This window comes from Pseudomonadota bacterium (assembly GCA_039815145.1).
In the GTDB taxonomy this organism is placed as follows: Bacteria; Pseudomonadota; Gammaproteobacteria; order Steroidobacterales; family JBCBZW01; genus JBCBZW01.
In genome coordinates this window covers 1-26,753 of the sequence record JBCBZW010000004.1, presented here as the reverse complement: position 1 = coordinate 26,753, position 26,753 = coordinate 1, and the positions used below count along the sequence as shown (strand labels likewise).

The window sequence follows — 26,753 nt, the reverse complement described above, 5'->3', positions numbered from 1 at the left end:
CTTGGCTTGGCCATAGCAACTTGGAGGGCGATCAGGTGGAACACCCGGACGATCTGGATCCCCTGTACGTACGCTACAACGGCGGCATGCTCGGGTACTTTCTGTCCGGCGCGCCCGCGCGCTACGCGGCGGCGTACTACCCGGTGCTGGCGGGTCGGATGAACGCGTTCCTCGAGGAGATCGGTTGCCTGCCCATCCTCCCGCCGACGCCGCCCGCGCCCGACGCGACACCGCGCGTGATGCAGGAGACCCTGTTCCAGGTCGCCCTGGCGTCGGAGGCGATACGCGATGCCGCCCTGATGACCGCGACGGCGTTCCACGGCGTGATCCTGCGTGACGTCGATCCGGACGCGGCAGCGAAGGCGGAGCAGACGGCGCGAGGGCTCCTTCAGAACATGGGCGTTGCCGACGAGGCGCTGGATGCGTTCGCAACGGCCGTCACGCCCGAAGAAAACGGCTGGGTGTCAGCGGATGAACTGCACACCGCGGGGCTACAGTTCCTGCACGCCGTCATCGCGCCGGTGGCGACAGCAGCGCGCACGGCCTTCGTCGCCATGCCTTTCCAGCCCCCCTTCGACACCTACTTCAGCGACTTCTATCGACCCTTGCTGAGGGAACTCGGGTTACACGCACTGCGCGCCTGGGGCGGCCTCGCCCGAGAGAGCTATCAGGCGTTGATCGGCTTGCTCATACGCAAGTCGGGCACGGTGCTGGCGGACCTGACGAGCGCCAACGCCAATGTGCTCCACGAAGTGGGCATGGCGCAGGGGATGGAGAAACCGTTGTTGCTCATCCTTGCGCGCGACGCGCAGTTGCCCCCCAGCAACCTCCTCGACCTCGCCATCGTCGCCTACGATCGTTCCAACCCGGACTGGCAGGCGAGTGCGATTCGCGACAGCGCAGCGGTGCTCTCGCTCTCCCTCCTGGGACGATCGCTGGACAGCTGAGCGGGCGCTCGCGCCCCCGATCGCGCCCTCCCTTCGCACTTGCCGGCACCCTGACGGGCGGGGAAAGCACCTCGCTTGAGCCCTTTCGTGGGTTTCTTACGTGTACTCAATGAGCCGCCTGATAGCGGTCAACCGATAAGGGCGAGTCATGGGCTCGCCGACGACCCGCACAGAACGCCAACAGGGCGCCGGAGACACGCAATGCCTACGAACCAACGACCTTCTTACCGCCCACTCCACCTTGCCGCGCACGAGGACGCGCTGCGAAGTGCGCGCACCGCGTTGCTGCTGTGCTGCGCACTCCTCGGCACCCTCATCGGCGCTGCGCCGGCGCTCGCCCAGAATCCGACCGTACCCGTTCGCTTCGTTTACACCAGCAACACCACCTTCAACATCGTCGAAGACTGCTGGTTCTGCTCGGCGCCCGACCAGATCTACTACATCGGCATCGCTTTCCGCGCGCGCTTCGGTGACCCGGCCAGCATCTTCGTGGACGTCCGCGACACTCGCGACTATCCCTTCAACGGGCCGGGTCAGGTCCAGTTGAACCCCTTTGGTGACTACGTGTTCTCGCGCAAACCAGACGACCCGACGATGCTGGTGCCCGACGTGGAGTTCGTTGCGGACGAGGAGCAACCCATGCTGTTCGGGATCATCGTCATGGTGTTGGAGCGCAACCCCAGCCTGTCGCCCAATGCCATCCTGGACGCCACACGCGAGGCGGCTGACGACACGTTCGTGCAGTTGCTGAGGGAAGAGGTCGGCTTCGCCACGCTGACCAGCGAGACGCTCACCGACATCCCGGGCATTGCGTTCAACATCGCAGAGCGGGCCGCTGAAGCCATCCGACTCGACGTGGACGACGTGATCGAGGAGCAGGTGTTCTCCGGACTCAACCCCGATCACAAGATCGGTGCGAGCTCAATCATCGGCACCGCCTTCCAGAACCCGGAGACCGCACGCCGCGTGGAGGATGAAGCGAGATCCGATTCCTTCGTAGCACTCGATATCGACGCGATTGGCCATCGCCTGTTCCAGCGCCTGCGTCGACTGAACTACAAAGCCCAGCGGTTGGTGGAGATCAACGCGAAGTACGACTTCGAGCTGAGCGGCATGGCCCTCGAGTGAGCTCAGCGCGCGGGGCGCTGCAGGGCCGGCTCGACGCTATCGCTCGGACACGGCGCGCCGCACTGCCAACACTCGGCGAACTGGCCGTCGATGTGCTCACCGCACTGGGTGCAATGCCACGCGGCCTCTTCGCCGTCCGGCTGGGCGAGGAACTCGCTCAGCAAGCCCTTCGCCCGCAGCCAGTCGGCCGGCTTGGTCACCCACAGCTGCGGCCAGCATTCGAAGGCGGGAATCTCACCGAGGGCGCCGGAGAGGAACTGGTTGCGGATGGTGCAGCCGATGCCTTCGCCCTCGAGGATGTTCTTGAGGTGGACGATGGTCATCAGGTTGTCTGCGGTGTGAAGTTTGCGCGCCACGCACCATAGTCTGCCATAAGCACGCCCCGGCGGCGCCAGCACCCGATGTTCGCTGCCGCGGTGGATGACAGACCCGACCGGTTGTGGTTCCATCAGCCAGCATCCACGCCTGCTCTCACGCCCGCAGGCGGACTGTTCAGGACGACTGCAAAGCGAAGGAGTGCAGCGCGTGGCCGAGACTGTGTCAGCGGCGAGTCCCCTCATGGACGATCGCCTGCGTCGTGGGCCTTACCCGGAGCTTTCCTGGCACGCCGTCATCGTCGGCTGGTTCCTGGGCGCCATCATCGCCGTCTCCATCGGCTACGCCTCGCTCAAGCTCGGCTTCTCCATCGAGGGCTCGGAGCTCGCGGCTATCCTCGGCTTCGGCATCCTGCGCGGCATGCTGCGACGCCGCTCGATCGTCGAGAACAACGTGGCGCAGACGGTCGCGTCGGCGGTCAACGGCGCGTCCTCGGGGATGATGTTCTCGGTGCCCGCGATCTTCATCTTGGGTTATGGAAACGAGTTCAACCCGGTGCTGCTCACCTTCGGCTGCATCGCCGGCGCCTTCCTCGGCATCGCCTTCATCATCCCCCTGCGCAAGCAGATGATCGACTTCGAACGCCTCACCTACCCCGGTGGTGTGGCGGTGGCGACGATCCTGAAATCTCCCGGCGCGGGTGTGCGCAAGGCACAGTTGCTGATCGGTGCTGCGCTCGTGAGCGGCCTGGTGCATTACTTCAGCCAGGCGAACGGCGTGAGTAACTGGGGCATGGGCGCCATGCTCGGCCTGCCCGAGTACACCAACATCACCTGGTACCTGTCACTGCTCACGGTGGGCGTGGCATTCATCGCCGGTCGCGGCGGTGTGGCCTTCATCATCGGCGGCTTCGTCGTGTACTTCCTGATCGCCCCCTTGCTCGCGGCCACGGGCATGCTGCCGACCACCGAGGCAGGCGAGATCATTCGCGACCCCGAGGCCCTGCGCGGCCTGTTGTTCCGCCCGATCGGCATCGGCATGCTGATCGGCGGCGCCATGACCGGCGTGGTGCTGGCCCTGCCCCTGATCATCAGCGCCATTCGTTCGATGCAGAGCGCGGCGAAGCTCGAAGCGGCGATCTCCCGCGACGAGATGCCGATCAAGCTCCTCTACTTCGCCATCGCGGGCGCGGCCGTCGTGCTCTGCGTGATCGCGGTGCTGTCGGTGGAGTCGGTTGGGCTGCTGCGCGGCCTTGCGATGGCGGTGCTCGGCACCCTGTGGATCTGGATGTCGGGGATCATCCTCTCCGAGGCGATCGGCCGCACCAACTGGTCGCCGCTCTCGGGCATGACCCTGATCGGCATCACCCTGCTGATTCTCGTGACCTCCGGCCTCGAGTCGTCGGTGGATCGCATCGTGGCGGCCGTGGTGGTGGGCGCTGCCACCTGCGTGGCCATGTCCCAGGCCACCGACCTGATGCTGGACTTAAAGACCGGCTACCTGGTCGGCGCCACCCCGCGCAAGCAGCAGCTTGGACAATTCTTAGGTGCCTGGCTCGGCCCACTGGTCGTGATCATGCTGGTCTTCGTGTTGCACGAAGCCTATGGCCTCGGCAGCCCGGAACTGCCGGCGCCGCAGGGGCAGGCCTTGGCGGCCACCATCGAGGGTATCCTCGGCGGCGACGTGCCGGTGGAGAAGTACATCGCCGGCGCCTTCCTGGGCGCCTTGCTCTCCGCTGTGCAGGGCGGACTCGGCGTCACCGTCGGCCTCGGCTTCTACCTCCCCTTCAACATCGTGCTCACCTACTCCCTCGGCACCCTGACGCGCATCGTGGCCGATCGCCAGATGGGCGCCGAATGGAGCGAATCGGTGGGCATACCGATCGCGGCGGGACTCATCGTGGGCGAGGCGTTGGTGGGCGTTGGCTTCGCCGTGCAAGCCGTGCTCGGCAGCTGAGCCGGGAGAACTAGCAATGATTGGACGTGGATACGTACTGCTGATCATCGGATTCCTCGCCGGCACCTACGTGGCCGCCCTCGACCCGGACAGCACGAACTGGCGCTGGTTCGTCCCGGCGGTGGTCATCGCCGCCCTCGGCGTGCAGCAGATCAAGCAGGCGCAGGCGAGCGCCGCCCGCAACTCGACGCGGCTCACGGCCGATCGCGCGGAGCTGGAGCAGGCGCTCTCGAGCATCGTGAGCAACCTGACGGAGCTGCGCAGCGCTGGCGATGCGGTGCCGCCCTTCGAGCTGCGCTTCGAAATCGATCGCCTCTTCCGCGGTGACCTCATGCGCTTCGCCGACGCGCGCGACACGCTGGCACAGCTCTACGGCCTGCAGGCCTACGCGGACATCGTGAGCGAGTTCGCGGCGGGCGAGCGCTACATCAACCGCGTGTGGTCGGCCTCCGCAGACGGCTATCTGGATGAGGTATCGACATACCTCGATAAGGCGCAGGTGCAGTTCGAGCACGCCCTACGTCGCCTGGAGGCCGTGCAGGCCCACTAGCCGCCTGTTGAAGAGCCTCAGGCGGCTAGCGCCTCTCCGCGGCCGTTCGCTCCCGGAGGTGACCGACGCAGGCGCTGAATTGCGCCGAGGACTCCCGCGCGTGCCCCGTCCATAGCTCGCGCGCGATCGGGCCGTGCTGCGGGTCCTCAAAGCGCAGGTGCAAAGCCGCGGACTGCGCCAAGGACTCGACCAAGGCCAGCACCGCATCCCCCTCGAGGGCGTAGCCACCGGAGCCCCGCCGACTGGCTGCGGCGGTCCACGGCGCGGACCACTGGGCGCTACCCACCTGGAGTAGGAGTGGCCCCGCCGCCGGGTCTTCACGCTGCGTCGGCAGCGAGAGCGCCAGCTGCGCGCGCCCTGGCGACTCCTGCCGTGGCCCAGGACGGAAGCTGATCGCCAACTCCGCGGGCGTCGAAAAGGCTGGAAAGTCCACATGCGTTCGCAGCAGGCAACGATCCCCGTAGGTGGCGAAGAGCCAAGGATCTTGCAGCTCGGCGAGCTCACCGCGCCGATAGCGTTCCAACAACGCCAACGACATGCGGCCGTAGCGCCCGTACTCGCCGCCAAGCGCCTGCGTGCCGGCACAGGTGTTGACCCAACCGTCGTCATCGACGAACACCAGAAACTCCATGCCGACCTGCAGAGAGACGCCACAGGCACCGCCGAAGCCACCGCTTTGCAGGGCTTGGAAGGGCAATGTCCCTTTGAAGCGATCGATCAACTCGAAGCGCATCAGCACGGCGTCGCGAAAGCGCTCGCCAGGAGGCAGCATCTCCCCGCCCGTGATACGTGCGCGAAACACGTTGTCCGCCCGCTCGTAGATCCCCGCCAGCGACGTCGCCGCACACGAACAGCCCCAGGCGGGCGCCGCGAGCATCCCTAGCAGAAGGAGTGCAAGCGGCGACAGCGCGCCTACCCTCGTCCTCATTCGGACACCTCCTCCAGCGCCAGGTAGGTACCTTCGGGGCTGAGGCGTACGCGAAGATCGCGGTAGCTGAAGGCACCGTCCGCGCCCGCTCGTACCCCGTAGGCAGGGTCGAGTCGGTCAACGATGTCGAAGAACTCGCGAAGCTCGGCCGGATCGAGGCTGCGCAAGGTACGCTCTACGCGTTGCTTCAGCTCGTCGCCCGGGAAAGGCTTCCGAGAGGTCACGAGATCCAACGCCTCGTTCAGGCGGTACGCCCGGCCACCCTCCTGCTCCTGGATCAGACGCAGGGAGTCACACGTGGTGAGTGTGGCTTGGGGCTCGCGCAGGAAGTAGGTGTCGCCGTACGCCAGGCGTACCGGCGCGCCGCAGTCTTCCGGCGCCATAGCGACGAGCGACAAGGTGTCGACCGCCTCGCCGCGCAGCACCCGCTCCACCGCCAAGGTGAACTCGATCGTGCCGTCGTCTCTGCGCTGCGCTGACTGGACCTTACCCTCGACGATTATCCGCGCGGTGCCCAACGCATCCAAGGCCTGCTCCCAATCGCACGCGCACGGTGCCGTGCCACCTATCACGGGGAATAACAACAGGCCGGCGGCGGCAGAGGCGGCGTGAGCCAATAGACGCGCCAAAGCGCTCACTCGTCCCACGTCACGCCCGCATCGCGAAGCGCGTCGCGCAGGGGATCGAGCAGCGAGCCCCAAGCCTGGTGGCGATGCACGTGGCGCGCACTGATCGCCTCGCGCACCTGCAACTCGCTGAAGGTGAAGGCGGCTTCGCGACGGGTCGATGTATCCAGGCACGCCGGGTCCCACGCCAGCCCGGCGTGCTCGATCGCCGCTCGCGCGTGGGGCTCGGGATCGCCTGCCAGGGCTTCGTAGCGCACCTCGTGTACCAGCGAGGGGAAAGCGCTTTTCCAACCTTCCATGAGCCGCTCACTCTCGGCGTAGAAATGCGCCAGATCCGCTAGCTGGCAGGCGTAGCGGTGGCCGTCCGGGAAGCGACGGGAGTAGATCGACAGGCACACGTCGAGCGGGTGGCGACGCATCCAGATCACGCGGGCCCGAGCCCCGAACATGCCGGCGATGAGGCCCACGTGTTGCATGTTGTGGGGCATCTTGTCCGTGAGCGCTGTTGGCGCCCGCGAGAGCGTCCCAGGCACGCTGCGCGCCTTGTAGTCCGCGGCCAACACAGCCCATTGGGCGGCACTCATCGCTTGCGGTGCGGGCAGCGTGCCGCGCGCGAGGGCGTGCTCGTACCCGGCGGCGATGAAGGCCATGGCCTCGTTTTCCCCGCCCATGTGCACGCCCGGCAGACCGCCGAGGATACGCTCCATCAAGGTGGTGCCGCTGCGTGGCATCCCCAGGATGAAGACCATGGTGGGCGGCGTTGGCGTCGGCTGAGGAGCGCCGCCGAGGACACCTCCGTAATGCGCTAGGCGCTGGCCGTTGATCCGAGACTCCTGGGCGCTGTCGTAGGCGGCCCCTCGCGCGAGGAGCTCCGCGTGCTGGACGCGGTTGGCGGCCGAGAGTCCCTGCCAGGCCCTGTCCATCGCGCCCGCCCGCTCCTCCAACCGGGCGTAAGCGAAGCGAAGCAAGATCTCGTGGCCGGGACGAAACGCCTGCTGCGCTTCGAGGAGGGTCGCCAGCGTTTGCGCCGCGCCTGCTACCTCAGGCGCGGGCAACAGATCCGCTAACAGCTGCCAGGCACGGCCGTCGTCCGGGCGCACGCTCAGCACCCGCCTCAAGGCGCTCGAGGCCTCGGCAAGCGCATCCTCCAGCCGCGAGACTCGCGCTTCCAACAGGTCGCACTCGATACCCGCCGCGCCTTGGGCCTTCGCCGTCTCGAGAGCCTCGCGGGCGGGCTTGGGGCGGCGAGCCGACAGCAGTAGATCCGCATGAGCGAGGTAGTCCTCGGGGCGGGCGGGGCGGAGCAGGCTGAGATAGCGCTCGTGCGCACTCACCGCGTCGTCGTAGTCGCGTAGCGCAGCGGCCGCCTGGCTGCGCCACCGCCAGCGCTCCGGGTCCTGCGGCTGTGCCTGGGTCATGCGTTTCGCCAGGGCGCGGCCGCCGGCCCAATCGCCGGCACCGGCTAAGGCCTGCGCGCGCAAGCCGTCCAAGGTGCTGTCCGCCGCTGCCATGGCGAGCACGGTCGACGTCTCCTGGAACGCCTTCAAGCGCAGCAGCCGCTCGGCGGCGGGGCGCAGCACGGCGGCGTCGCCGGCTGCGGCCTGCGCGGCGTTCACGAACCCGCCGACAGCCTCTTCGCGTCGCGCGAGGCGCTCCAGCACGAGCGCGCGGTTGAAGTGGTACTCGGGCACGTGGGCATCGATGGCGAGCGCCGCATCGAGGGCAATCAACGCCTCGCTTAGCTGGCCTTGCTGAAGGCGTACGGTGCCCAGGCCATAGTGGGCGTCGGCGCGCTGCGCAGCGCTGGCAGAGGTCGCTGCCGTGACCGCTCCGTAGAGTTGGCAAGCGATGTCCAGCCGCCCTGAGCGATGCGCGGCCTGGGCGTCGATGAGCCCCTGGGCGACATCGCCCTCAGTCGTCACGGCAGCACACCAGAACGCCGTACGCGATCATCTTCACGACGACGCAGGCCCGCCGGGGCGAGCCGCGTACAGCCCCGTGAACTCGTAGGCGATGTGCGCGGCCGCCAGGGCCGTCATCTGCGCTTGGTCGTACGCGGGCGCCACCTCAACCACATCGCCACCCACCACATCGAGTCCCATCAGGGCGCGCAGGATCGCCAACGCCTGGGCGCTGCTGAGGCCGCCGCTCACGGGTGTGCCCGTGCCGGGCGCAAAGGCCGGGTCGAGACAGTCGATGTCGAAGCTCAGGTACACCCTGTGGCCCTGCAGGATCTCGCGCGCTCGCGCAGCGGTGGCAGCCACGCCCTCGCGGTGCACGTAGGGGGCATCGAGAATCGTAAAGCCCATGGTGTCCGGGTTGTGGGTACGGATGCCGATCTGCACGGATCGGGCCGGATCGACCAGACCCTCGTTGACGGCGTGACGGAACATGGTGCCGTGATCGTGCACACGACCAGGCTCGTCCTCCCAGGTGTCGCTGTGGGCATCGAAGTGCAGCAGGGACAGGGTGCCGTGCTTGGCGTGCATCGCCTTCAGGATCGGATAGGTGACGTAGTGATCACCGCCGAGGGCGAGGGTGGCGACGCCGGCATCGAGGATGCTGGCGAACTGCTCCGTGATGCGCGCCTGTATCTGCGCCGGGCGCCCGAAGTCGAAGAGCACGTCGCCGTAGTCGACCATCGCCAGGGCCGTGCGCGGATCGAAGGCCATGCCGTACGGGCGCTCCCAGGCCATCACCGCCGAGGCGGCGCGCACGGCCGCCGGTCCACCGCGGGCGCCGGGGCGATTGGTGGTGGCAAGATCGAAGGGCACGCCCACCACGGCGAGCTCAGCGCCCGTGAGATCCCGCGTGTACTTGCGGCGCAGGAAGCTCTGGATGCCAGAGTAGGTGGGCTCGACGCGTTCGCCGCGCAGCGGGCCATCGCTGATGGCGTGATCGATGTGGTGCTTGGTCATCGCCGCCTCAGTGGGTGGCCAACAAGGGCACGTAGGGTAAGAGCTGACGCAGCTCGTCGTCGTGCCCCGTCATCTCGTAGCGAATGAGGGATATAGGTATGCGACCTGCCGCCAGAAACTCATCGTGAAAGGCCCTCAGCTCGAAGTCATCGCCGAGCTGGCGGGCGCGGTCGGCGAGCAGGGCCTCCATCTGCACCATGCCGATGAGGTAGCCCATGCCGTAGCCCGGGGGGCGGCGCAGGTAGATCTCCGCGTCCACCCGCGCCACGTTCTCGTCGAGAAAAGGCACGCGCTCGACCATGTAGCGGGTGGCCTCTTCCACGCTCATGCGATGCTGTTGCATCTCGATGTCGGCGCGCACGCGCACCGCTCGCTTGATGCCGAAGATGTGGAAGAGTTCGCGGGTGCGCGGCAGCTCGTCCAGCAGGCCCGCGTTCAGGAACATCTCCTCCAGGTACACGGCCCACCCTTCCACGCGCGCGCCCTCCCAGTAGGGCGAGCGGATCGGGTCCTGCTGATTGGCGGCGTACAGCCAGTCGAAGCGGTGGCCGGGGATCACGGCGTGCACATGATCCGGGCGGGGATCGCGATACTGAATCTCCTCCCAGAAGTTGCGGCCCTGGGCGCGCACCATCCAGGGCACGTTGGTGGCCAACTCCCCCACGTAGGGCGGCACCGTGATGATGTCGCGCTCGACGATGAACGCGCGGATCTGCTCATCGGCCGCCCGAATGCGGGCCTCGTACTCTTCAGCGCTCTGGGCGGGTTGCAGCACCGGCAGGTGGCGATTGCGATGACGCTCCAGGGTGAGGTAGGCGACCAGGCGCTCGTACTCACGCTCGCCCAGGGTCAGCAAGGCATCGGTGTTGAGGGGGATCAGTTTTACCTGGCGCACGTACCAGTCGAACTGCGCTCGCCCGACCCCCGCCGTGCCCTGCCATTCGGCCCTGTGCTCATCGAGCCAGGCATGGAACTGGACGACGGCATCGCGCGCCTTCCTGGCCTGGGGCACCAGCTCCGCCTGGTCTTCCGCGACCCGGGCCAGCAAATCCTCGTACCACCCGATCACCCCGGCCGGTGGTTCGGCCCGATAGGCCTGGCCGTGACCCACCCCATCGTGATGGGTGAGGTTGTACAGGGCCAGGGTGACGTAGTCCGCGGCGGGATCATCTAGCTGCGCGCGTGCACTGGCGAGCAGCGCGGGGACGCGCTCGAGTCCATCGCGCAAACGCTGCAGGTCTTCTCCGCTCGCCGGGAATTGTACGAAGGGGAGTCGTTGGATCCGATCGACGTAGTGGCCTGGGTCACGCGCCCAGGGGCGGGACACGCGCAGGCGAAACTCGAGCCCATCCAGCAGGCTGCGCACGAGCAGCCAATCGACCCGTTGGCTGCGATCCCAGGACACCTCCGCGAGCGCTCCGTGGCGCTGGCGCAGGCCGCGCAGGGTGCTCAGGGTGGCGGCGATCGTGCCGGCAGACCAATCGGCCACGCCGCCCTCGTCCCGCACGGGCTCCATGAGGGCGCGGGTGCTGGAATGCACCTCGAGGAGTTCAGCGTAGGCTCGCTCAACGGTCAACGCCGGCGAGGGTTGCGCGCTCACCCACGAGGAAAACATCCCCATCGACAGAGCGCACCACGCCAGCACTGCGACGCCCCGGCGCGGGGAATGGGGCATCAATAGTCTCGCTGGCGATCCGAGGACTTGTTGTTCTTCTTGCCGAAACTACCGCCGAAGATATTAATTAGGCCGACGGGAGCACTGTCGTTTACGCCATACTCGATGCGACGCTCGTTGGCCGGATCGTAGGTGGGCAGGATGCGCAGGCTAGTGCCGAGCAGCGCATCGAAGCCCTCGAGGGCGACCTTGTTCGACATGCGTTCGCGTTCGAGCAGCATCGCCTGCATCTCACGGCGCTGAGAGCGCCAGATGTCCGTGCGCACGCTGTCCGGCAGTCCCAGAGGATCGCGGCGCCCGTACACGACCACCTCGTCTTCCACCGCGGAGGCGAAGGGCACCTGCGGACGCGCCGGGGGCGCAGGAGCGGCGATTTCGCTGCTCGAGGGCAGGGACAGGTCAGCGGCGGGCGCATCGTCTGACTCCGCCAGCTGCGCCGACAAAGGTCCGGCGGCGAGGCCGAGCCCCAAGGTGCTGATGAGTAGCGCGGCACGCGATTTAGCATTCATGGCTTTCACCCTCCGAATGGTGATGGGCCGACCCCAGTTGAGCGGCACCCAACGCTAGGGTCCGGGCAACACTCAGGGCCTATATCCCGACGATAACGCGGATCGAGGCACAGGCGAAACCGCGGCGCCTACACCCCTGGGCCGCTCAGAACAGCCGACCTACGATGCTTAACAAGTCGACGACATCGCCGATGCTCACATCGATATCACGCGGTGGCGACCCCAGACCGCCATCGGGCATGTGCGGCAGCGAACTGCGGCCCGGGCCGGCATCCCCGGGCCCCACCCCGGCCAGTGGGTTTGGCTTGGGCAGCACGTTCAGCTCGGCGCCGGCTCCGGCCAGCTGCATCAGGATGGCCAGTTCTCGATCGTCGAACCACACGCCGTGAGCGGTGCACACATCTACGATGATGCCCGATCGGTGGGCGGGGTTACGGCGCGTCATGATGGTGGCGCACTCGGGGCAACGCAGGTACACCACCTTTCGCTGATCCGGCAGGGGCCCGGCACTTGGCAGCTTGAGCATGCGTTCGCGCAGGGGCGACTGGCGCGTACGATCGTTCAACAGCGCGCCTAGCACCTCGTGATCGAGGAAGACGCCGCCGCAGTCGGTGCACTGGTCCACCAAGGTGTCGGCCAGCAAGCGCGCCTCCAGCGGCTTTTCCTCGCAGCGCGGACACTCCAGGGGCTTCTCGCGTTCGTCCTCCATCACCCTCGCCGGGGCCTGCAGGTCGCCACCGCACTGGGAGCAGTGCTTGTAATGGGCAGGATTGAGCGTGAGGCAGGCGGGGCAGCTGACCGTCGACATCGCTGCGTCGCAATATCCGCAGCGACGAGCCGTGGAAGGGTTCTGCGCTCCGCAGCCACCACAGCGCACGCCGTGCGAGGACTGCGCGTCCCGGGCCGGCACCTCGAAGGTGCAGCCGCAGCGGCATCGGGCACGCGTACCCGGAGCACGATTGCTGACGTCGTACCGCAGTTTGCAGGCGGGACACTGAATTATCATGACGAGCTGGGCGAGGAGTGCTGAAGCGTTCGGTGGGGACACCGGAATTTACCACGGCGTCCCCGGCGAGCCGCCAGCACACGGTTCACGCCCGGACGAACTCGCCGGCCTAGCAAAGGAGAGCAGCGCTTGCTGAAACGCCCCAACTGGCTCGAGGGTCGCCTGTTGACGCTCGAACACACCTCGACGCTACTGGCGGACAACCCCCTGGGCGACCCGACCACGCGCAAGGTGCACGTCTGGCTCCCGCCGCAGTACGACCGCGACGCGGGCCGCGCCCGACCTCGCCCCCTGCCGGTGCTCTACGACCTCGCCGCCTACACCTCGGCCGGCCCCGCCCACGTGAGCTGGCGTGGCTTTGAGGAGACCATCCCCGAGCGGGTGGCGCGCCTGCTCCATGAGAAGAAGATCGGCCCGTGCATCCTGGTGTTCCCCGATTGCTTCACGGGCCTCGGCGGCAACCAATACGTCAACTCGAGCGCGATCGGCCCCTACGCCGACTACCTGACCCGGGAGATCGTACCCTTCATCGATGAAGAGCTGCGTACGCTCGCCGACCGCGACCACCGCGGTTGCTTCGGCAAATCCTCGGGGGGCTACGGCGCACTGGTGCAAGGCATGAAGTACTGGCGCACCTGGGGCGCGGTAGCCAGCCACGCCGGGGATGCCTACTTCGACTTCGTGTACCGCAGCGGTTGGCCGGAGACCCTCACGCTGCTGGCGCGCTACCGCGAGCAATCATCGCCGGCGGAGAAAGCGAAGGCATCGGCGCGCGGCAAGAAGAAGCCACTGGCCGGCAAGAACGCGCGAGACAAGGCGCTCGCGGAAGGCTTCGATGATGGTCGCGTCGCACGCTTCCTCGAATACGCCTGGCAGCAACCGCGTCTGACCGGCCATGAGATCCATACGCTCATGAATCTCTGCATGGCCGCGACCTACGATCCGGACCCCACCGCCCCGAACGGCTTCCGCCTGCCCTTCCACCTGGACACGGGCGAGCTGCTCAAGGCGCGCTGGCGCCAATGGCTCACGCACGATCCGGTGAACATGGTGAGCCGCTACCGCAAGGGCCTGCAAAACCTGCACGGGCTGTGGATCGACTGCGGCTGGCGCGACCAGTACCACATCCACTTCGGCGCCCGCCAACTCTCGGCAAAGCTGCACGACGCGGCCATTGAGCACGTGTACGAGGAGTTCGACGGCACCCACTCGGGGATCGACTACCGCCTGGACCGCAGCCTCCCCTACCTCTACAAGGCGCTAGCCCCCTAGTGGACAGCGCCTAGAATTCCCGTTAGCGACTGTTGCGCAGGGGAGCCAGAGGCTTTTGCGTCAGCACCACCTCGGCGGCGGTGAGCAGCAGGCGCGGGTCCACACGGTAGCGGAAGTTCGGATTGACGTAGCTGAAGCGGATCACGCCTTCGGCGTCGATCAGGAACACGGCCGGCACGGGCAAGGTGTGGTGGTCGTAACCGGAAGCGGCCTCGAGGTCGATGCCGTAGCCCTTGTACTTCTCCACGTCCTCATCCGCCATGCGGAAGGCCACACCGAAGGCTTCAGCGACTTCCATGCTGGCGTCCGACAGGAGGGCGTAGCCGGGGGCTGGCGCATCGTCCTCGCCCTCGATCGCCATCTCAGCCACGGCCGCGGCCAGGGTCTTCACGCTGTCGGCGCTGGCGAAGAGCAGGTCGTAGCCGAGGGCCTGGAGGTCGTCTTCGATGGCGCGCATCCCCATCAGCTGGGCGTTGCAGTAGGGGCACCAGCCGCCGCGGTAGAAGGCCAGGAGCACGGGCCGCTCGAGCTGCTCGGGGTTGAACTCGTAGGCCTCACCTTCCGAGGTGCGCAGGGTGAAGGCCGGTGCCTGGCTACCCACCAGCACGGGCGACACCCCTTCCGCCGACTCGGCCACGACGGCGTGGGCGGGAACGCTGAGAGCCAGAACGAGCGCGGCGAGCAGTGGCCGGACGAGGGAGGCGATGGTCATCGATGGAACTCCGAGTTGGTGAAAGCATGAGCCGCGAGCGCGTCGCCGCTCGGCTGGCGCAGAGGCGGTCGACCTGAGCACGTTGCGTGAACCAGCAATCGGTTACGCGCCCTTCTAGGGCATAGAATCGGCGCTGCGCGCCATCGCGGTGCATCTTCCGCACCGAAAGCGTGCAAGCCTTTGAACGCACAGCGTCCCGCCGCGTGCTTGCGCCCAGCGGCCCGTGGCATGGAAACTGCACACTGAAAGCCGGCGGCCTCGGCACCGGCCGACGCTGACGGAGCACAGTCCGGAGGATCCATGAAGCTCATCACTGCCATCATCAAGCCCTTCAAGCTCGACGACGTACGCAACGCCCTGTCCGATGTCGGCATCCAGGGGATGACCGTGACCGAGGTGAAGGGCTTCGGCCGGCAAAAGGGTCACGCCGAGCTCTACCGCGGCGCCGAGTACGTGGTCGACTTTCTGCCCAAGGTGAAGCTGGAGATCGCCGTGGATGACGGCCTCGTCGAACAAGCCCTGGAGGTGATTCAGGGCGCGGCCAAGACGGGCAAGATCGGCGACGGTAAGATCTTCGTCTCAACGCTCGAGCAGGTCATCCTCATCCGCACCGGCGAGACCGGCGCCACCGCCCTCTAGCCCTACTCAGGCGGCGAGTGCGGGAGAGTGAACGACACCTTGCACCCCTTGCGGTAGGCGGGATCGACCCAGATCATCCCTCCGTGGTAGTCCACGATCTTCTTGCAGACCGCCAGCCCCAACCCCTTGCTGCCGATCGCAGCTTCGGAGTGGGCCAGTTGGGCGAATACGCCGAACACGTAGTCGCCCTGCCCATCGGGAATTCCCACGCCGTTATCACAGACGTCGATACGCCAGTCCACCTGGCGCTCCGTGGCGTTAACGGTCACCTCAGGGGCAGTGTAGGAACGGAACTTCAGCGAATTGGCCACCAGGTTCTGCAGCAGCTGCACCATGTGCACCGGGTTGGCCACGACGGTCGGTAACGGCGTCTCCGCCATCACCACGGCGTCCGTCGCTCGGATCTCGGCACCGAGGTTGGCAAGTACGTCTTCGAACACACGCCCCAGATCGCACGGCACCTGCGTGTCCATATCGCCACCCAAGGCGGCGTAATCGATCAGGGAGCTCACCATGCCCCGGCCACGCGCGGCGATGTCCTGCATCATCTGCACGAGCTTCTGAGCCTCGGTGGGCTCCGGCTTTGCGAAGTCCTCAAGGTAGGCCAGGGCCAGCTGTTCGATCGTACGCAACGGCTCTTGGAGGTCGTGGGAGACGGTGTATGCGAATTCTTCGAATTCCTGCGCCTTGCGGAACACACCACGCTCGCGTTCCCGTCGAGAGGTCACGTCCCGCAACACTACCAACCAAGCCGGCGTGTTGCCCCAGCTGATCCTGCTAGCGTTCAGTTCAGCAAGCCGTATGGACGTGCCGCTGACGAGTTCGATCTCCGCCAAGCCCGAGGCCGCCACGGGCACACCGAACAGGCGACCGACCATCCCCTCGTCACGAGCGTGACCGAACAGCCGATGAGCAGCGGTGTTAGCAAAGCAAACGACACCGGCCGGGTCGATGACCACCAACCCATCCGCCATTGCCGCCAAGAGCTCATGCCCTTGCGCCTTGCCTAATACCCCACTGCCATCGGGATCCATTAGGGCTTAAGGATCTCGGAACAGATCGGCGACACGCTCTTGCTCGCTCGCTGCCACGTGGGTGGGATTGCCCGCCATGATGCCGGTGACCGTGCGGAAGGTCTTGCCGATCTGCATCCCTGTCTGGTCGATCGCGAACTCTCGGATGTCCCTGTCGTGCCGCGAACCACGCATCTTGAGCACCGCGATACCGCGGGTAATTTCCCCGAAGAGCTCCACGTAACGCAGCAGAATGATCGAGTCGGTGATGGTCGAGATGTGCGCTTCGGTGATCGACGTACCTCCCATCAGGGAGGGAGTCACCGACGTGAACAGCCCGACGACTTGTTCGCGTTTGATGGCAGCGGTCAGTCCCAACACGAATTCGCGGAAACTCTTCGGGGAAGCTCCGCGCTCCAGCGCCGACAAGCTGTCCACCGCAATACGCGTCGGCTTGAACTCCTCGATCAGGGAGCGCATCCGCACCAGATGTTCCTCGAGCCCCATCACCTCCGGATAGTCACACACCACCTTGAGGCGCCCTTGACGCTCCATGGTGACAAAGTCGAAGCCCCAACCGTCAGCGTTGCGGATCAGCTGATCTCGACTCTCCTCGTAGGCGAAGAGCAGGCAACGATCATCGGCGCCACCGCCCGCCAGGAACTGGGAGGCCATGAGGGTCTTGCCTGTTCCCGTGGCGCCCGACACGAGCACAATGGAGTCGCGGAAGAAGCCGCCACCACACATCTCGTTGAGCTCGCCGTTGCCGGAGGTGGTACGTACATTGGACGTCTTCTGATTGAGCATCTCCGCCGAGAGGGGCACGCCCACGATGCCCTCATCGGCGATCACCGAGAACGGATACTCACCCTTCTGGTGATCGGTACCGCGGAACTTCAGGATCTCCATCGTGCGACGGCGCTTCTCGTTCTCCAGCACGTTGCGCAACACGACGACGTTATCCGCCACGAACTCCTCGACCCCATGGCGGGCGATCTCGCCGTACTCATCGGTTCGCTCGGCGGTCATGACTGCCGTCACTCCGATGCTGCGCAAGGAGGCAGCAATCCTCAACAGCTCCGAGCGCACGATGATGTGATTGTCGAACTTGGTGAACACGGCGCCCAGGGAGTCCAGCGATACGCGCCTGGCGCCGACACGCTGTACGGCGTTCTCCAGGCGCGCCATCAGCGCCCCGAAATCGAACTCACCGGTTATCACCGACTCCTCTTCGACCACCGGCGAGGCATCGACGATGGCGAGCTTGCCTTCGGCCTCCCAAGACGCGAGATCCCAGCCGAAGCTGAGCATGTTCTTTTTGATGTCCGCTGGCGTCTCCTCGAAGGTCACGAAGACACCTGCCTCTTCGTAGTCCAGCAACCCGCGCGCCAGGAACTGGACGGCGAATACTGTCTTTGAACTGCCTGCCGTGCCCGACACCAACGTGGTGCGACCAACGGGCAAACCGCCGTTGGAAATCGAGTCGAAGCCGTCGATGCCGGTCTTCAGCTTGGTCACCGCGCCAGCGTTTGCATTACTCACCCGCATTACCTCCCTCTGCTTCCTGCCGCGGCTCGACGCCGATAGCCCTAAGCACCGCTGCGTGATCGGATAGATCACCGATGACTCTGCGAATCGGGCCCGGCGATTCTTTAATGAGCGTGGGCGTGGCCATCACCCTCGAGGCTTCCGCGAGCTCGGGCGTCTCCAGCACGTCCACCACTGTCAGTTGGTACGGCTGACGCAGAGTTTCGCCGAACAGCTGCCGAACGTTGCGGGCCGCCGTTTCGCCGCGATGGCTGCGCCCCGTAATGAAGAGCCTTAGGTGAAACTCGTTCATCGACCTGCCGCCCTCTCGTCGTTGATCCCGCTCGCTCCCACGGACTGCCTGCGGTAGTACGAGCACAAGTTGCCGATCAGTTCCAGCAGCAGGTAACGCGACTCCTCCACCCGCGCACGCATTTTCTCCGGCGCGCCGCCGCTGCCCTGCATGCGTAATGCCTCGGTGTGTATTTCCACCACATCGCGTGGCTTGGCCAGCAGGCGCCCCATCGTGTCTGCCATGCTCCGCAGGCGGTCGCTCAAGCGATGATCCACATGGAACGCGCGCTGCTCGATCGCATCACCCACCACCTCAGCGTACGCCGTGACCAGTTGCTCGAACGCGCTCGGTACAGCCAGGCGCAAGGCCCGCTGCCCGTAGAGCTGCGAGCTGACCGGACTGCTCCCGTCGGAGCCGACCTCCTCGGTGAACGCGATCTCTCGCTCGTAGCGGGCGCGCTCGAGATCACGCTTCAGGCTGAAGCGTTCCACCGAGTAGCGGATGGAGCGCTGCAAGATCTCTGCTGTGAGGTCGCCCTTGTCCAGGTAGTCCTCCACGCCCATGTGCAGGGCACGGCGCGCCACGTCCTGGTCAGCGTTGCCTGTGAGGATGATCGTGGGGTAGATCCTGATTCGATCGCCGAAGCGTGACACGGTCTCGATACCCTGGCTCCCCGGAAGGCCCAAGTCGAGCAGCACCACGCCCACCGGCGGTTCCGCATCCATTCGATCGAAAGCAGCTTCCATCGTGGCGCAGGACACCAACGAGTACGAGTAGCCATCCGAGCCGTCGCGCAGCAAGCGCGACAGCAACATGTGCTGGACATCCTCATCGTCGATCGCGAGCACGGCGAGTGTGGGCAAGAGCGTCTCCGGGGCGGGGCTCCGCGCGCCGCGTCAATGAAATCTCAAGGACGCATTGTGGACAAATCCTGACCCACCTGCCGGCGCACGCGGCAACAATTTCGATTGACCAAAATTGTGCCGCAGCTTGCTGGCGGCGATGCTAATCGAATCGTTCGTTCAGCGTGCTTCGTAGAGCCGAAGGATCTCAGCCACGTCGGTGTCGTCGAGGGGCTTGACGACGTAGCCGGCGACGATGGGCAGACTCTCGGCCCGGGCTCGGTCGCTGGGGTTCGAAGAGGAGGTGAACATCATCACCACGAGCGTGGACGGAAGGGTCCCGTCTTCGACCCGTGCCTGCAGAGCGCTGACCGTTTCGAAGCCGTTCAGGCCAGGCATGTTGATGTCCATGAGTACGAGCGGATTCTCCGGCTCGCCGGCCAGCAACCCCTGGTCGACTTGATCGATGAACTGTTGGCCCGAGCGGGCTTCCAGCACCTTGCCGAACTCGTCGCGACGCCCGAGCTTGCGTTTGACGACGTAGCGATCCACCTCATCGTCGTCGACGACAACGGTCGTGATCTTCAATCACCCACTCCTTCCAATGGCAGCCTCACCCGAACCTCCGTGATGCCCTCCTCGACCACCCGGGCCCTCACCACACCCCCCATCCGTTGCACGTAGCGGCGCACCAGGGCGAGGCCGAGTCCATCGCCGGCGCGAGGATGCAAGCGGGAGAAGGGCTGAAACATCTGCTCGGCCTGCTCCCCGTCGATCCCCACGCCATTGTCGTTCACGGTGATCACGATGGATTCACGCACCTGCCAGCTGCACACCCTGACCCACGAGGGGCGATCGTGGGCGCGAAAGCGTACCGCATTTGCGAGCAACTGGTGGAGCACGACCATCAGCGCCTCGCGGTCGCAGAAGAAGGGCGCGTGGTGGCCGATGTCCAACACCAGACTGGACGGGCTCAAGGCGTTCGAGGGCAGGGCCCGCCAGAGGTGCTGGACCACTGCCTCGAGATCGATCGCCGCGCGCCCCAGTGGCTCATCGCCCGCTGTGGCCAGACGCAGCACCGCTTCCACCTTGTTGGCGCTACGTTCGGCGATCTCGGCGATACGCCGGAGGTTGTGACGCAGAGACGGCTCGTCCTGCGCGTTCAGATCCTCCAGACAGACATCCGCCATACCCTGGATCGAGGCGAAGGGCGCCTTTAGATCGTGGCTCGCGGAGTAGGAGAACTGGGTGAGTTCATCGTTCAGGCGACGCAACTCCCGAGCCTGCGCCTCAGCCGCTTCGCGCGCGGCCTGTTCTCGTTCGATGGCCAGCCGCTCAGCCAGGTCGACCACGGTGGCCAGCACCATGCGCTCACCCTCCCAGGTGATCGGCGTGAGCGCCACCTCGAGACGGAACTCGCTGCCATCGCGTCGACGACCATGGAGTTGCTTGCCCTCGCCCATGGCGCGGGATCTCTCTTCGTGCAAGAAGCCTTCGCGGTAGCGATGGTGGCGATCAGCGACGTCCGCCGGTACGAGATCTTCGATGGGGGCGCCGATCATCTGCGAGCGTTCGTAGTCGAAGAGCAGCAGCGCCTGGCGGTTGGCGTACACGATCTCCCCGTCCGGGCGCACCATCAGCGTGGCCGTCGCGGCCGCCTCCAGGGCGGTTTGCGCCAGGGACTCGTTAGCCTTGCGCGCACTGATGTCGATCGCCGTGACCAAGGCCCAACGCTCCCCCTCCCACTCCACCGGGTTCAGGGCGAGTTCCAGCGGAATCGTGGCCCCCGAGCGCGTACGACCGCGTAGCTCACGCCCCTGCCCCATGGCACGTCTGACGGGCACCCGATGGTAGGCGGCCCGCAGGGCGGGATGATGTTCTCGATCATCGGGAGGTAGCAGACGTTCGACCGGTTGCCCGACGAGTTCGCCCTGCCCGTACTCGAAGGTCGCATCCAAGTGCTCGTTGGTCATCCGGATGATGCCGTCGGGAGAGACCAGCACCAAAGGCACGGGGGCGAGCGCAAACAGATCCGCGTAGCGCTCCGCTAGGGTGGCGGGCTTGCCCATCCGAGTTCCTTGCTGCGAAGGCAGCGAACGACGCGTGAGGATTCAGCCCACAAGTGTCAACGCTTTGGGTGCGGAACGCATCTCCCGCCTGTCAGATATTTGTTTTCAATCGTTCACCCACGGTTCATTGATGATGCAAGGAGATTACTCAACGTGCGGTCGATCAAACCAGACCAAGCACCTCCGGCAAGGCATCCAGCGAACCCACCTCGGCATGAGCGCCGCGCGGTAAGCGCTCGGTCGGCGCACCCAGACGGTTACACCACACAACGAATAGCCCGAACTGCGCAGCCCCCGCCACATCCCAGCTGTTCGATGACTGAAAACTGACCTCATCCGCCTCGACGGAGAACCGCTCCAAGGCCAGGCGGTAGACCCGCGGATCAGGCTTGAACACCTGCACCTCATCCACGCTGATAACGGCATCCAGCAGATCGACGATCTGCGCCCCCTGCACCGCCTGATCGAGCATGTCGCGCGACCCATTCGAGAGCACGGCCGTGTGCACGCCGGCCGCGCGCAGGGTGCGCAGCACGCCGGGCACCTCGGGGTAGGTCGCAAGGGTCGCGAAGGACGACAACAGGGCCGGTGCGATGTCATCGCGACGCCCGCTTAGCCCAACGCTATCGAGCGCGTAGTCCAGCGCTTCCTCCACCACCTGCGCGAAGGGCACCCAAGCACCCATCAAACTTCGTAGCCAACTGTACTCGAGCTGCTTGGCTCGCCAGACAGACGCCACCTGATTCGCATGTTCACCGAGCAGCGGCAGGTGCTCGCGAGTAGCACTCGCAAGATCGAAGAGCGTGCCGTAGGCATCGAAGACACAGACACGGGTTTCTTCCGGCTTTCTCACGCCACCCTCCGTTCAGCTATGCGGCACTGCGCCACAAGCACGGAACGCTTGCGGCCGCGACGCCGTTGGTGTTGAGTTCGCGGATGTTTCTTCAACGGTGATGACCACGGGCGGTCATCGCCATCGCCCAGGCTTAAGAGGAGCCAGCGCCATGCACGGACTGATGATGCGCACGCCGCTCACGATCACCTCCATCATGCGGCACGCGCAGATCAACCATCCGCACGCCACCATCGCGGACATCACGATGGACAACCCGACCCATCACTACACCTACCGCGAGGCCTTCGAACGCACGGCGCAACTCGCGCACGCCCTCCAGGGCTGCGGCCTGAACGCAACGGACCGCGTGGCCACCCTGGCCTGGAACGACCACCGCCACTTCGAACTTTACTACGGCGTTTCCTGCAGCGGTTACGTGCTGCACATGATGAACCCGCGCCTGTTCCCCGAGCAGGTGGTCTACGTCATCAACCACGCCGAAGACCGCATCCTGTTCATCGATCCGATGTTCCTGCCGTTGCTGGAGAAGCTCGCCGACAAGCTGCCCACGGTGGAGCGCTACGTCGTGCTCACCGACGACGCCCACATGCCGCAGACCCCACTGCCGGGCGCCCAGAGCTACGAGTCCTTCATGGCCGGCCACCCGACCTCGTTCGACTGGCCCGAGCTCGACGAGGATACGGCGAGCTCCATGTGCTACACCTCGGGCACCACCGGTAACCCGAAGGGCGTGCTCTACAGCCATCGCTCCACCGTCCTGCACGCCATGGGCTGCTGCATGACCGACGCGATGGGCGTGAGCAGCAAGGACCGCCTGCTGCCGGTGGTGCCGATGTTTCATGTGAACGCCTGGGGCGTGCCCTACGCGGCGCCCATGGCGGGCGCGGACCTGGTCCTGCCGGGGCCGAAGATGGGCGACGGGCAAGCACTGTTCGAACTGATCGAAGGGCATCAGGTGACTTGCGCCCTCGGCGTGCCCACCGTGTGGCTCTCCCTGCTGGAGTACGCGCGCAAGGCCGGCGGCAAGCTGGCCAGCCTCGACCGTACGGTGGTGGGCGGCTCCGCCTGCCCGAAGGCGATCATGGACGAGTTCCGCGACGTGCACGACGTGCGCGTGGGCCACGCGTGGGGCATGACCGAGACCAGCCCCATGGGCACGATCAACACGGAGAGCCGTCGCGTGGCGGATCTGCCCGAGGAGACCCGCCAGGCGCTCGCCCTCAAGCAGGGTCGCGGCACCTTCGGGATCGAGATGCGCATCGTGGACGATGAGGGCAAGGAACTGCCCTGGGACGGCGAAGCCTTCGGCCCCCTCCAGGTGCGCGGCCCCTGGGTGTGCTCGGCCTACTACCGCCAGAGCGAGGAGCAGCAGTCGCACACGGCAGACGGCTGGTTCGACACGGGGGATGTGGCCACCGTCGACGACTACGGCTACATGCAGATCACCGACCGCACCAAGGACGTGATCAAATCAGGCGGCGAGTGGATCAGCTCCATCGAGCTCGAGAACCTCGCGGTGGGCTTCGAGGGCGTCGCGGAAGCGGCGGTGATCGGCGTCGCCCACCCCAAGTGGTTCGAGCGCCCGCTGCTCATCGTACGGCCCGAGGCAGGCGCCGAGATCGACGCGAAGGCCCTGCTCGCGAGCTACAAGGGCCAGGTGGCCAGCTGGTGGATTCCCGATGCCGTGGCCTTCGTGCAGGACATCCCCCACACGAGCACGGGCAAGATCTCCAAACGTCAGCTGCGCGAGCAGTTCGCCGACTATCAGCTCCCCGCCGACGGCGGCTGAGCAAAAGTGCCGGTCAGTCGGTTGACGCAGCGCACCTAAGGTCTCGATACTTCCCGCCCCCAACTCCCCCTTTTGGTCCGCTGCAAGAGCCATCGGCGGGCGATGCGCTCCGTGCGCGGACGCCCCCCCAGGCGAGGAACGACACGATGAGCAAAGACTATCTGGCCTGGCGCCCGCACCCCTGGCACGGCATCGAACCCGGAGATCAGTGCCCCGAGGTGGTCACGGCCTACGTCGAGATGACGCCTTACGACCTGGTGAAGTACGAGATCGACAAGAAGTACGGCTACATCCGCGTCGATCGTCCCCAGCGCAGCGCGTCCATCCCGCCGGCGCTCTACGGCTTCATCCCGCGCACCCTCTGCTCGCATCAGGTGTCGAAGGTCACGGGCCTCAACCTACCCGGCGACAACGACCCGCTGGACATCTGCATCATCTCCGAGCGCCCGATCGAGCGCGCCAACATCATCCTCGACGTGAGGGTGATCGGCGGGCTGACGATGATTGACGGCGGCGAGGTGGACGACAAGATCATCGGCGTCTTCGTCAAGGACAACATGTACGGCGGTGTGCAGACCCTCTCCCAACTCCCCGGTGTGCTCGTCGAGCGCCTCGTGCACTACTTCGAGACCTACAAGTGGATTCCGGGCGGTGAGAAGAAGGTCGAGATCCGCGAGCCCTACGGCCGTGAGCAGGCCTACCGCGTGATCGAGGCCGCCCTGGCCGACTACCAGACGGAGATCGTCGAGGCCGACTGACCTCGCCGCTACGCGTTACCGGACCTCGCCAGCGGGTGGATCGCCGTGGGAGGGGATGTTGAAATGCCGTCCCTTCGGCCCGATCTGAGGGGGTTCGGAGAAACGCAGGAGCGCACGATGTTCGGAATCGGCAAGAAGACCACTCTCCCCACGGCCCAGGACGCCCTGCCCGGACGCGAGCAGGCGATCCCCCTGGACAACCGCCACTTCGTTAACGGCAACGCCCTGCGCGGCCCCTTCCCGCAGGGCCTGGAGTCGGCCGTCTTCGGCCTCGGCTGCTTCTGGGGTGCCGAGCGCCTGTTCTGGCAACTAGAGGGCGTGCACTCCACCGCCGTCGGCTACGCCGGGGGCATCACACCCAACCCCACCTACGAAGAGGTGTGCAGCGGCCGCACGGGCCACACGGAGGTGGTACTCGTGGTCTACGACCCCCAGGTGATCCGCTACGACCAGCTCCTGCAGACCTTCTGGGAGGCCCACGACCCCACCCAGGGCATGCGCCAGGGCAACGATGTGGGCACCCAGTATCGCTCCGCCGTATACACCACGAGCGAGGGGCAGGCCGCGACAGCCCGCACCTCACGTGAGGCCTACGCCGCCCAACTCGCCGCCAAGGGCTTCCCCGCCATCACAACGGAGCTGGCCCCCGCGCCAACCTTTTACTACGCCGAGCAGTATCACCAGCAATACCTGGCGAAGAACCCAAACGGCTATTGCGGGCTTGCAGGAACGGGTGTCAGCTGTCCCCTCCCCACCGCTAGCGCCTGAGGCGACGCTGGTGCCGCGAGGCCTCCCGCGCGACGTAGAAGCGATGTCGTGAGGGAGGCCCTCGCACGCTTACAGCGAGTGGTGAAGGCCTGGTTCGTCACCTCCCTCGCGCTGGTGCTGCTGGTGGCGGGGCTGATCCTGTTCCCCTTCCCCATTCCGCTCGGCCTGCCCCTCATCGTGATCGGCCTGGCGTTGCTCATCTCCTCGAGCGATGCCAGCGCTGAATTGATGACGCGAATCCGCCGCCGCTACCCGCGCTTCGACGCCGCCCTGCGGCGCACGGAACCGAAAATTCCCGGCTGGCTGCGCGCGCCGATCCGCAAGACGGACCCGCTCCTGCAGGACTCATCAGCGGACGCGGCGAGGGCAACACACGACGATACGCCGTCCCCTTCGTAGACCAGTTCTCACTTCTACTCCCCCGAAGCGCTGATCCCTCAAGGTGCGCTGCACGCCCCCGATGCAGGCGTTGAGCCCAAGTCATCTACGAGGACCAACGTGACTGTGCCCAATTCCACTGACGAACGCGCTTGGTGCAACAGCGCCGAGGCCGGCGCGGATGTACTACGCGCCCTGAACACCGCCCAAGCCGTCATCGAATTCGAACCCGATGGCACGATCATCGGCGCGAACCAGAACTTCCTGGACGCGGTGGGCTATCAGGCACACGAGGTGCAGGGCAAGCACCATCGGATGTTTGTCGAACCGGGCTATGCCTCGTCCGACGAATACCGCCAGTTCTGGGCGAAGCTCGGCGCCGGCGAGCAGGATTCCGGTCGCTACATGCGCGTGTCGAAGCAGGGCGAGGAGGTGTGGATTCACGCTACCTACCTGCCCGTGCCGGATGCCACGGGCAGGGTGGCCCGGGTGATCAAGATTGCCACCTACGTGACCGACAGTATTCTGACCGAGCGCGCTCGCAACGAGCGACTCCTACAGGCGCTGCAGACCACCAGCACCAACCTGATGGTGGCCGACGAGTCGCACAACATCACCTACATGAACGACCGCGCGCGCGACCTATTCCAGGACGCCGCCGACGACATCCGCCAGAGCCTGCCGAACTTCGACGCTAAGCGGCTCATCGGTCAGAACATCGACGACTTCCACCGCAACCCGGCGCACCAGCGCAGCATGCTGGCGGGCATGAAGGAAGCCGTGACCAGTCAGCTGAACGTCGGCTCGCGCACCTTCGGCTTCACCGCCAACCCGATCGTCGACGAAAAGGGCCGGCGCCTGGGCACCGTGGTCGAGTGGCTCGACCGCACGGGCGAGCTGACTATGGAGGCGGGCGTCAGCAACATCGTCAACGCAGCCGCCAGCGGCGACCTTACTCAGCGCATCGACGTCAATGGCAAATCAGGCTTCTTCAAAACCCTGGGTGCGGGCGTCAACTCCCTGCTCGACACATACTCGGACGTCATCGAGCAGATCCGAATCGCGGCCAACGAGGTCACCTCCTCCGCCGAGGAGATCTCCAAGGGCAACGTGAACCTGGCCCAGCGCACGGAGGAGCAAGCGTCGAGCCTCGCCTCCACCGCGTCCAGCATGGAGCAGATGACCGCCACCGTGAAGCAGACGGCGGACAACGCCTCGCAAGCGAGCGAACTCGCGGTCAACGCGCGCGACGAGGCGAGCCGCGGCGGGGACATCGT

27 protein-coding genes are annotated in these 26,753 nt (G+C 66.0%); 11 read left to right on the top strand and 16 right to left on the bottom strand.

Annotated features, from left to right (window positions below; genetic code table 11):
- Window positions 1-35: 35 nt before the first annotated feature.
- Together AAF184_02425 and AAF184_02420 are read left to right on the top strand one after the other, a co-directional pair.
- Window positions 36-947 (top strand): hypothetical protein, encoded by a 912-nt coding sequence (locus AAF184_02425; protein ID MEO0421161.1) that lies wholly within the window; start codon window positions 36-38, stop codon window positions 945-947.
- A gap of 201 nt (window positions 948-1,148) precedes the next feature.
- A complete protein-coding gene (locus AAF184_02420; GenBank protein ID MEO0421160.1) occupies window positions 1,149-2,075 on the top strand; it encodes a hypothetical protein in 927 nt (308 codons plus the stop codon).
- A 2-nt stretch (window positions 2,076-2,077) separates the two neighbouring features.
- Here AAF184_02420 and AAF184_02415 read toward each other — a convergent pair whose 3' ends face one another.
- A complete protein-coding gene (locus AAF184_02415) occupies window positions 2,078-2,524 on the bottom strand; it encodes a DUF2007 domain-containing protein (GenBank protein ID MEO0421159.1) in 447 nt (148 codons plus the stop codon).
- Window positions 2,525-2,600: 76 nt separating this feature from the next.
- Here AAF184_02415 and AAF184_02410 point away from each other — a divergent pair, with 76 nt between their 5' ends.
- Complete coding sequence (locus tag AAF184_02410) at window positions 2,601-4,346, top strand: oligopeptide transporter, OPT family (protein ID MEO0421158.1); 1,746 nt, start codon at window positions 2,601-2,603, stop codon at window positions 4,344-4,346.
- 16 nt (window positions 4,347-4,362) lie between these two features.
- Window positions 4,363-4,896, top strand: coding sequence for a hypothetical protein (locus tag AAF184_02405; GenBank protein ID MEO0421157.1), 534 nt, complete (start codon window positions 4,363-4,365; stop codon window positions 4,894-4,896).
- Between the two features lie 25 nt (window positions 4,897-4,921).
- Here AAF184_02405 and AAF184_02400 read toward each other — a convergent pair whose 3' ends face one another.
- The 7 genes from AAF184_02400 to AAF184_02370 form a co-directional block, all read right to left on the bottom strand.
- Entirely contained in the window at window positions 4,922-5,824 is a 903-nt protein-coding gene (locus tag AAF184_02400) for a hypothetical protein (protein MEO0421156.1), read from the bottom strand.
- On the bottom strand, window positions 5,821-6,453 hold the full coding sequence (locus AAF184_02395) for a hypothetical protein (GenBank protein ID MEO0421155.1): 633 nt from the start codon (window positions 6,451-6,453) through the stop codon (window positions 5,821-5,823). The genes AAF184_02400 and AAF184_02395 overlap by 4 nt, the downstream gene beginning before the upstream one ends.
- A 5-nt stretch (window positions 6,454-6,458) precedes the next feature.
- Entirely contained in the window at window positions 6,459-8,372 is a 1,914-nt protein-coding gene (locus AAF184_02390) for a sulfotransferase (protein MEO0421154.1), read from the bottom strand.
- A 33-nt stretch (window positions 8,373-8,405) separates the two neighbouring features.
- A complete protein-coding gene (gene speB, locus AAF184_02385; protein MEO0421153.1) occupies window positions 8,406-9,368 on the bottom strand; it encodes an agmatinase in 963 nt (320 codons plus the stop codon).
- Between the two features lie 7 nt (window positions 9,369-9,375).
- Complete coding sequence (locus tag AAF184_02380; protein ID MEO0421152.1) at window positions 9,376-11,043, bottom strand: DUF885 family protein; 1,668 nt, start codon at window positions 11,041-11,043, stop codon at window positions 9,376-9,378.
- On the bottom strand, window positions 11,043-11,552 hold the full coding sequence (locus AAF184_02375; protein ID MEO0421151.1) for a hypothetical protein: 510 nt from the start codon (window positions 11,550-11,552) through the stop codon (window positions 11,043-11,045). The genes AAF184_02380 and AAF184_02375 overlap by 1 nt, the downstream gene beginning before the upstream one ends.
- A gap of 145 nt (window positions 11,553-11,697) precedes the next feature.
- Window positions 11,698-12,558 carry a zf-TFIIB domain-containing protein gene (locus tag AAF184_02370; GenBank protein ID MEO0421150.1) on the bottom strand — a complete coding sequence of 287 codons (861 nt, stop codon included), beginning with the start codon at window positions 12,556-12,558 and terminating at the stop codon, window positions 11,698-11,700.
- 129 nt (window positions 12,559-12,687) lie between these two features.
- Between AAF184_02370 and AAF184_02365 the strand changes: the two genes are divergently transcribed.
- Complete coding sequence (locus AAF184_02365; protein ID MEO0421149.1) at window positions 12,688-13,830, top strand: alpha/beta hydrolase-fold protein; 1,143 nt, start codon at window positions 12,688-12,690, stop codon at window positions 13,828-13,830.
- Between the two features lie 22 nt (window positions 13,831-13,852).
- Here AAF184_02365 and AAF184_02360 read toward each other — a convergent pair whose 3' ends face one another.
- Window positions 13,853-14,542 carry a peroxiredoxin-like family protein gene (locus AAF184_02360; GenBank protein MEO0421148.1) on the bottom strand — a complete coding sequence of 230 codons (690 nt, stop codon included), beginning with the start codon at window positions 14,540-14,542 and terminating at the stop codon, window positions 13,853-13,855.
- Between the two features lie 300 nt (window positions 14,543-14,842).
- On the opposite strand from AAF184_02360, the gene AAF184_02355 reads away from it, so the two are divergent.
- Window positions 14,843-15,181 (top strand): P-II family nitrogen regulator, encoded by a 339-nt coding sequence (locus AAF184_02355; GenBank protein ID MEO0421147.1) that lies wholly within the window; start codon window positions 14,843-14,845, stop codon window positions 15,179-15,181.
- Window positions 15,182-15,183: 2 nt separating this feature from the next.
- On the opposite strand, the gene AAF184_02350 is transcribed toward AAF184_02355, so the two are convergent.
- The 7 genes from AAF184_02350 to AAF184_02320 all read right to left on the bottom strand — a co-directional run bounded on the left by AAF184_02350 (window position 15,184) and on the right by AAF184_02320 (window position 21,780).
- A complete protein-coding gene (locus tag AAF184_02350; protein ID MEO0421146.1) occupies window positions 15,184-16,215 on the bottom strand; it encodes an ATP-binding protein in 1,032 nt (343 codons plus the stop codon).
- Window positions 16,216-16,221: 6 nt separating this feature from the next.
- Window positions 16,222-17,742 carry a circadian clock protein KaiC gene (gene kaiC, locus AAF184_02345; GenBank protein MEO0421145.1) on the bottom strand — a complete coding sequence of 507 codons (1,521 nt, stop codon included), beginning with the start codon at window positions 17,740-17,742 and terminating at the stop codon, window positions 16,222-16,224.
- Window positions 17,729-18,034 (bottom strand): circadian clock KaiB family protein, encoded by a 306-nt coding sequence (locus AAF184_02340; GenBank protein ID MEO0421144.1) that lies wholly within the window; start codon window positions 18,032-18,034, stop codon window positions 17,729-17,731. The genes kaiC and AAF184_02340 overlap by 14 nt, the downstream gene beginning before the upstream one ends.
- Entirely contained in the window at window positions 18,031-18,879 is an 849-nt protein-coding gene (locus AAF184_02335) for a response regulator (protein ID MEO0421143.1), read from the bottom strand. The genes AAF184_02340 and AAF184_02335 overlap by 4 nt, the downstream gene beginning before the upstream one ends.
- A 159-nt stretch (window positions 18,880-19,038) precedes the next feature.
- Window positions 19,039-19,446 carry a response regulator gene (locus AAF184_02330; GenBank protein ID MEO0421142.1) on the bottom strand — a complete coding sequence of 136 codons (408 nt, stop codon included), beginning with the start codon at window positions 19,444-19,446 and terminating at the stop codon, window positions 19,039-19,041.
- Window positions 19,443-20,927, bottom strand: a complete 1,485-nt coding sequence (locus AAF184_02325) for a PAS domain S-box protein (protein MEO0421141.1) — start codon at window positions 20,925-20,927, stop codon at window positions 19,443-19,445. Before AAF184_02325 ends, AAF184_02330 begins: the two co-directional genes overlap by 4 nt.
- A 163-nt stretch (window positions 20,928-21,090) precedes the next feature.
- A complete protein-coding gene (locus AAF184_02320) occupies window positions 21,091-21,780 on the bottom strand; it encodes a haloacid dehalogenase type II (GenBank protein MEO0421140.1) in 690 nt (229 codons plus the stop codon).
- A gap of 151 nt (window positions 21,781-21,931) precedes the next feature.
- On the opposite strand from AAF184_02320, the gene AAF184_02315 reads away from it, so the two are divergent.
- The 5 genes from AAF184_02315 to AAF184_02295 all read left to right on the top strand — a co-directional run.
- Window positions 21,932-23,572 (top strand): long-chain-fatty-acid--CoA ligase, encoded by a 1,641-nt coding sequence (locus tag AAF184_02315; GenBank protein MEO0421139.1) that lies wholly within the window; start codon window positions 21,932-21,934, stop codon window positions 23,570-23,572.
- Between the two features lie 146 nt (window positions 23,573-23,718).
- Window positions 23,719-24,330: an inorganic pyrophosphatase gene (locus AAF184_02310; GenBank protein MEO0421138.1), complete on the top strand. Its 612-nt coding sequence runs from the start codon at window positions 23,719-23,721 to the stop codon at window positions 24,328-24,330.
- Between the two features lie 117 nt (window positions 24,331-24,447).
- Window positions 24,448-25,098 (top strand): peptide-methionine (S)-S-oxide reductase MsrA, encoded by a 651-nt coding sequence (msrA, locus tag AAF184_02305; protein MEO0421137.1) that lies wholly within the window; start codon window positions 24,448-24,450, stop codon window positions 25,096-25,098.
- 48 nt (window positions 25,099-25,146) lie between these two features.
- On the top strand, window positions 25,147-25,497 hold the full coding sequence (locus AAF184_02300; protein MEO0421136.1) for a hypothetical protein: 351 nt from the start codon (window positions 25,147-25,149) through the stop codon (window positions 25,495-25,497).
- 105 nt (window positions 25,498-25,602) lie between these two features.
- Window positions 25,603-26,753 (top strand): PAS domain-containing protein (locus AAF184_02295; protein MEO0421135.1); only part of this gene is annotated, 1,151 nt, incomplete at its 3' end.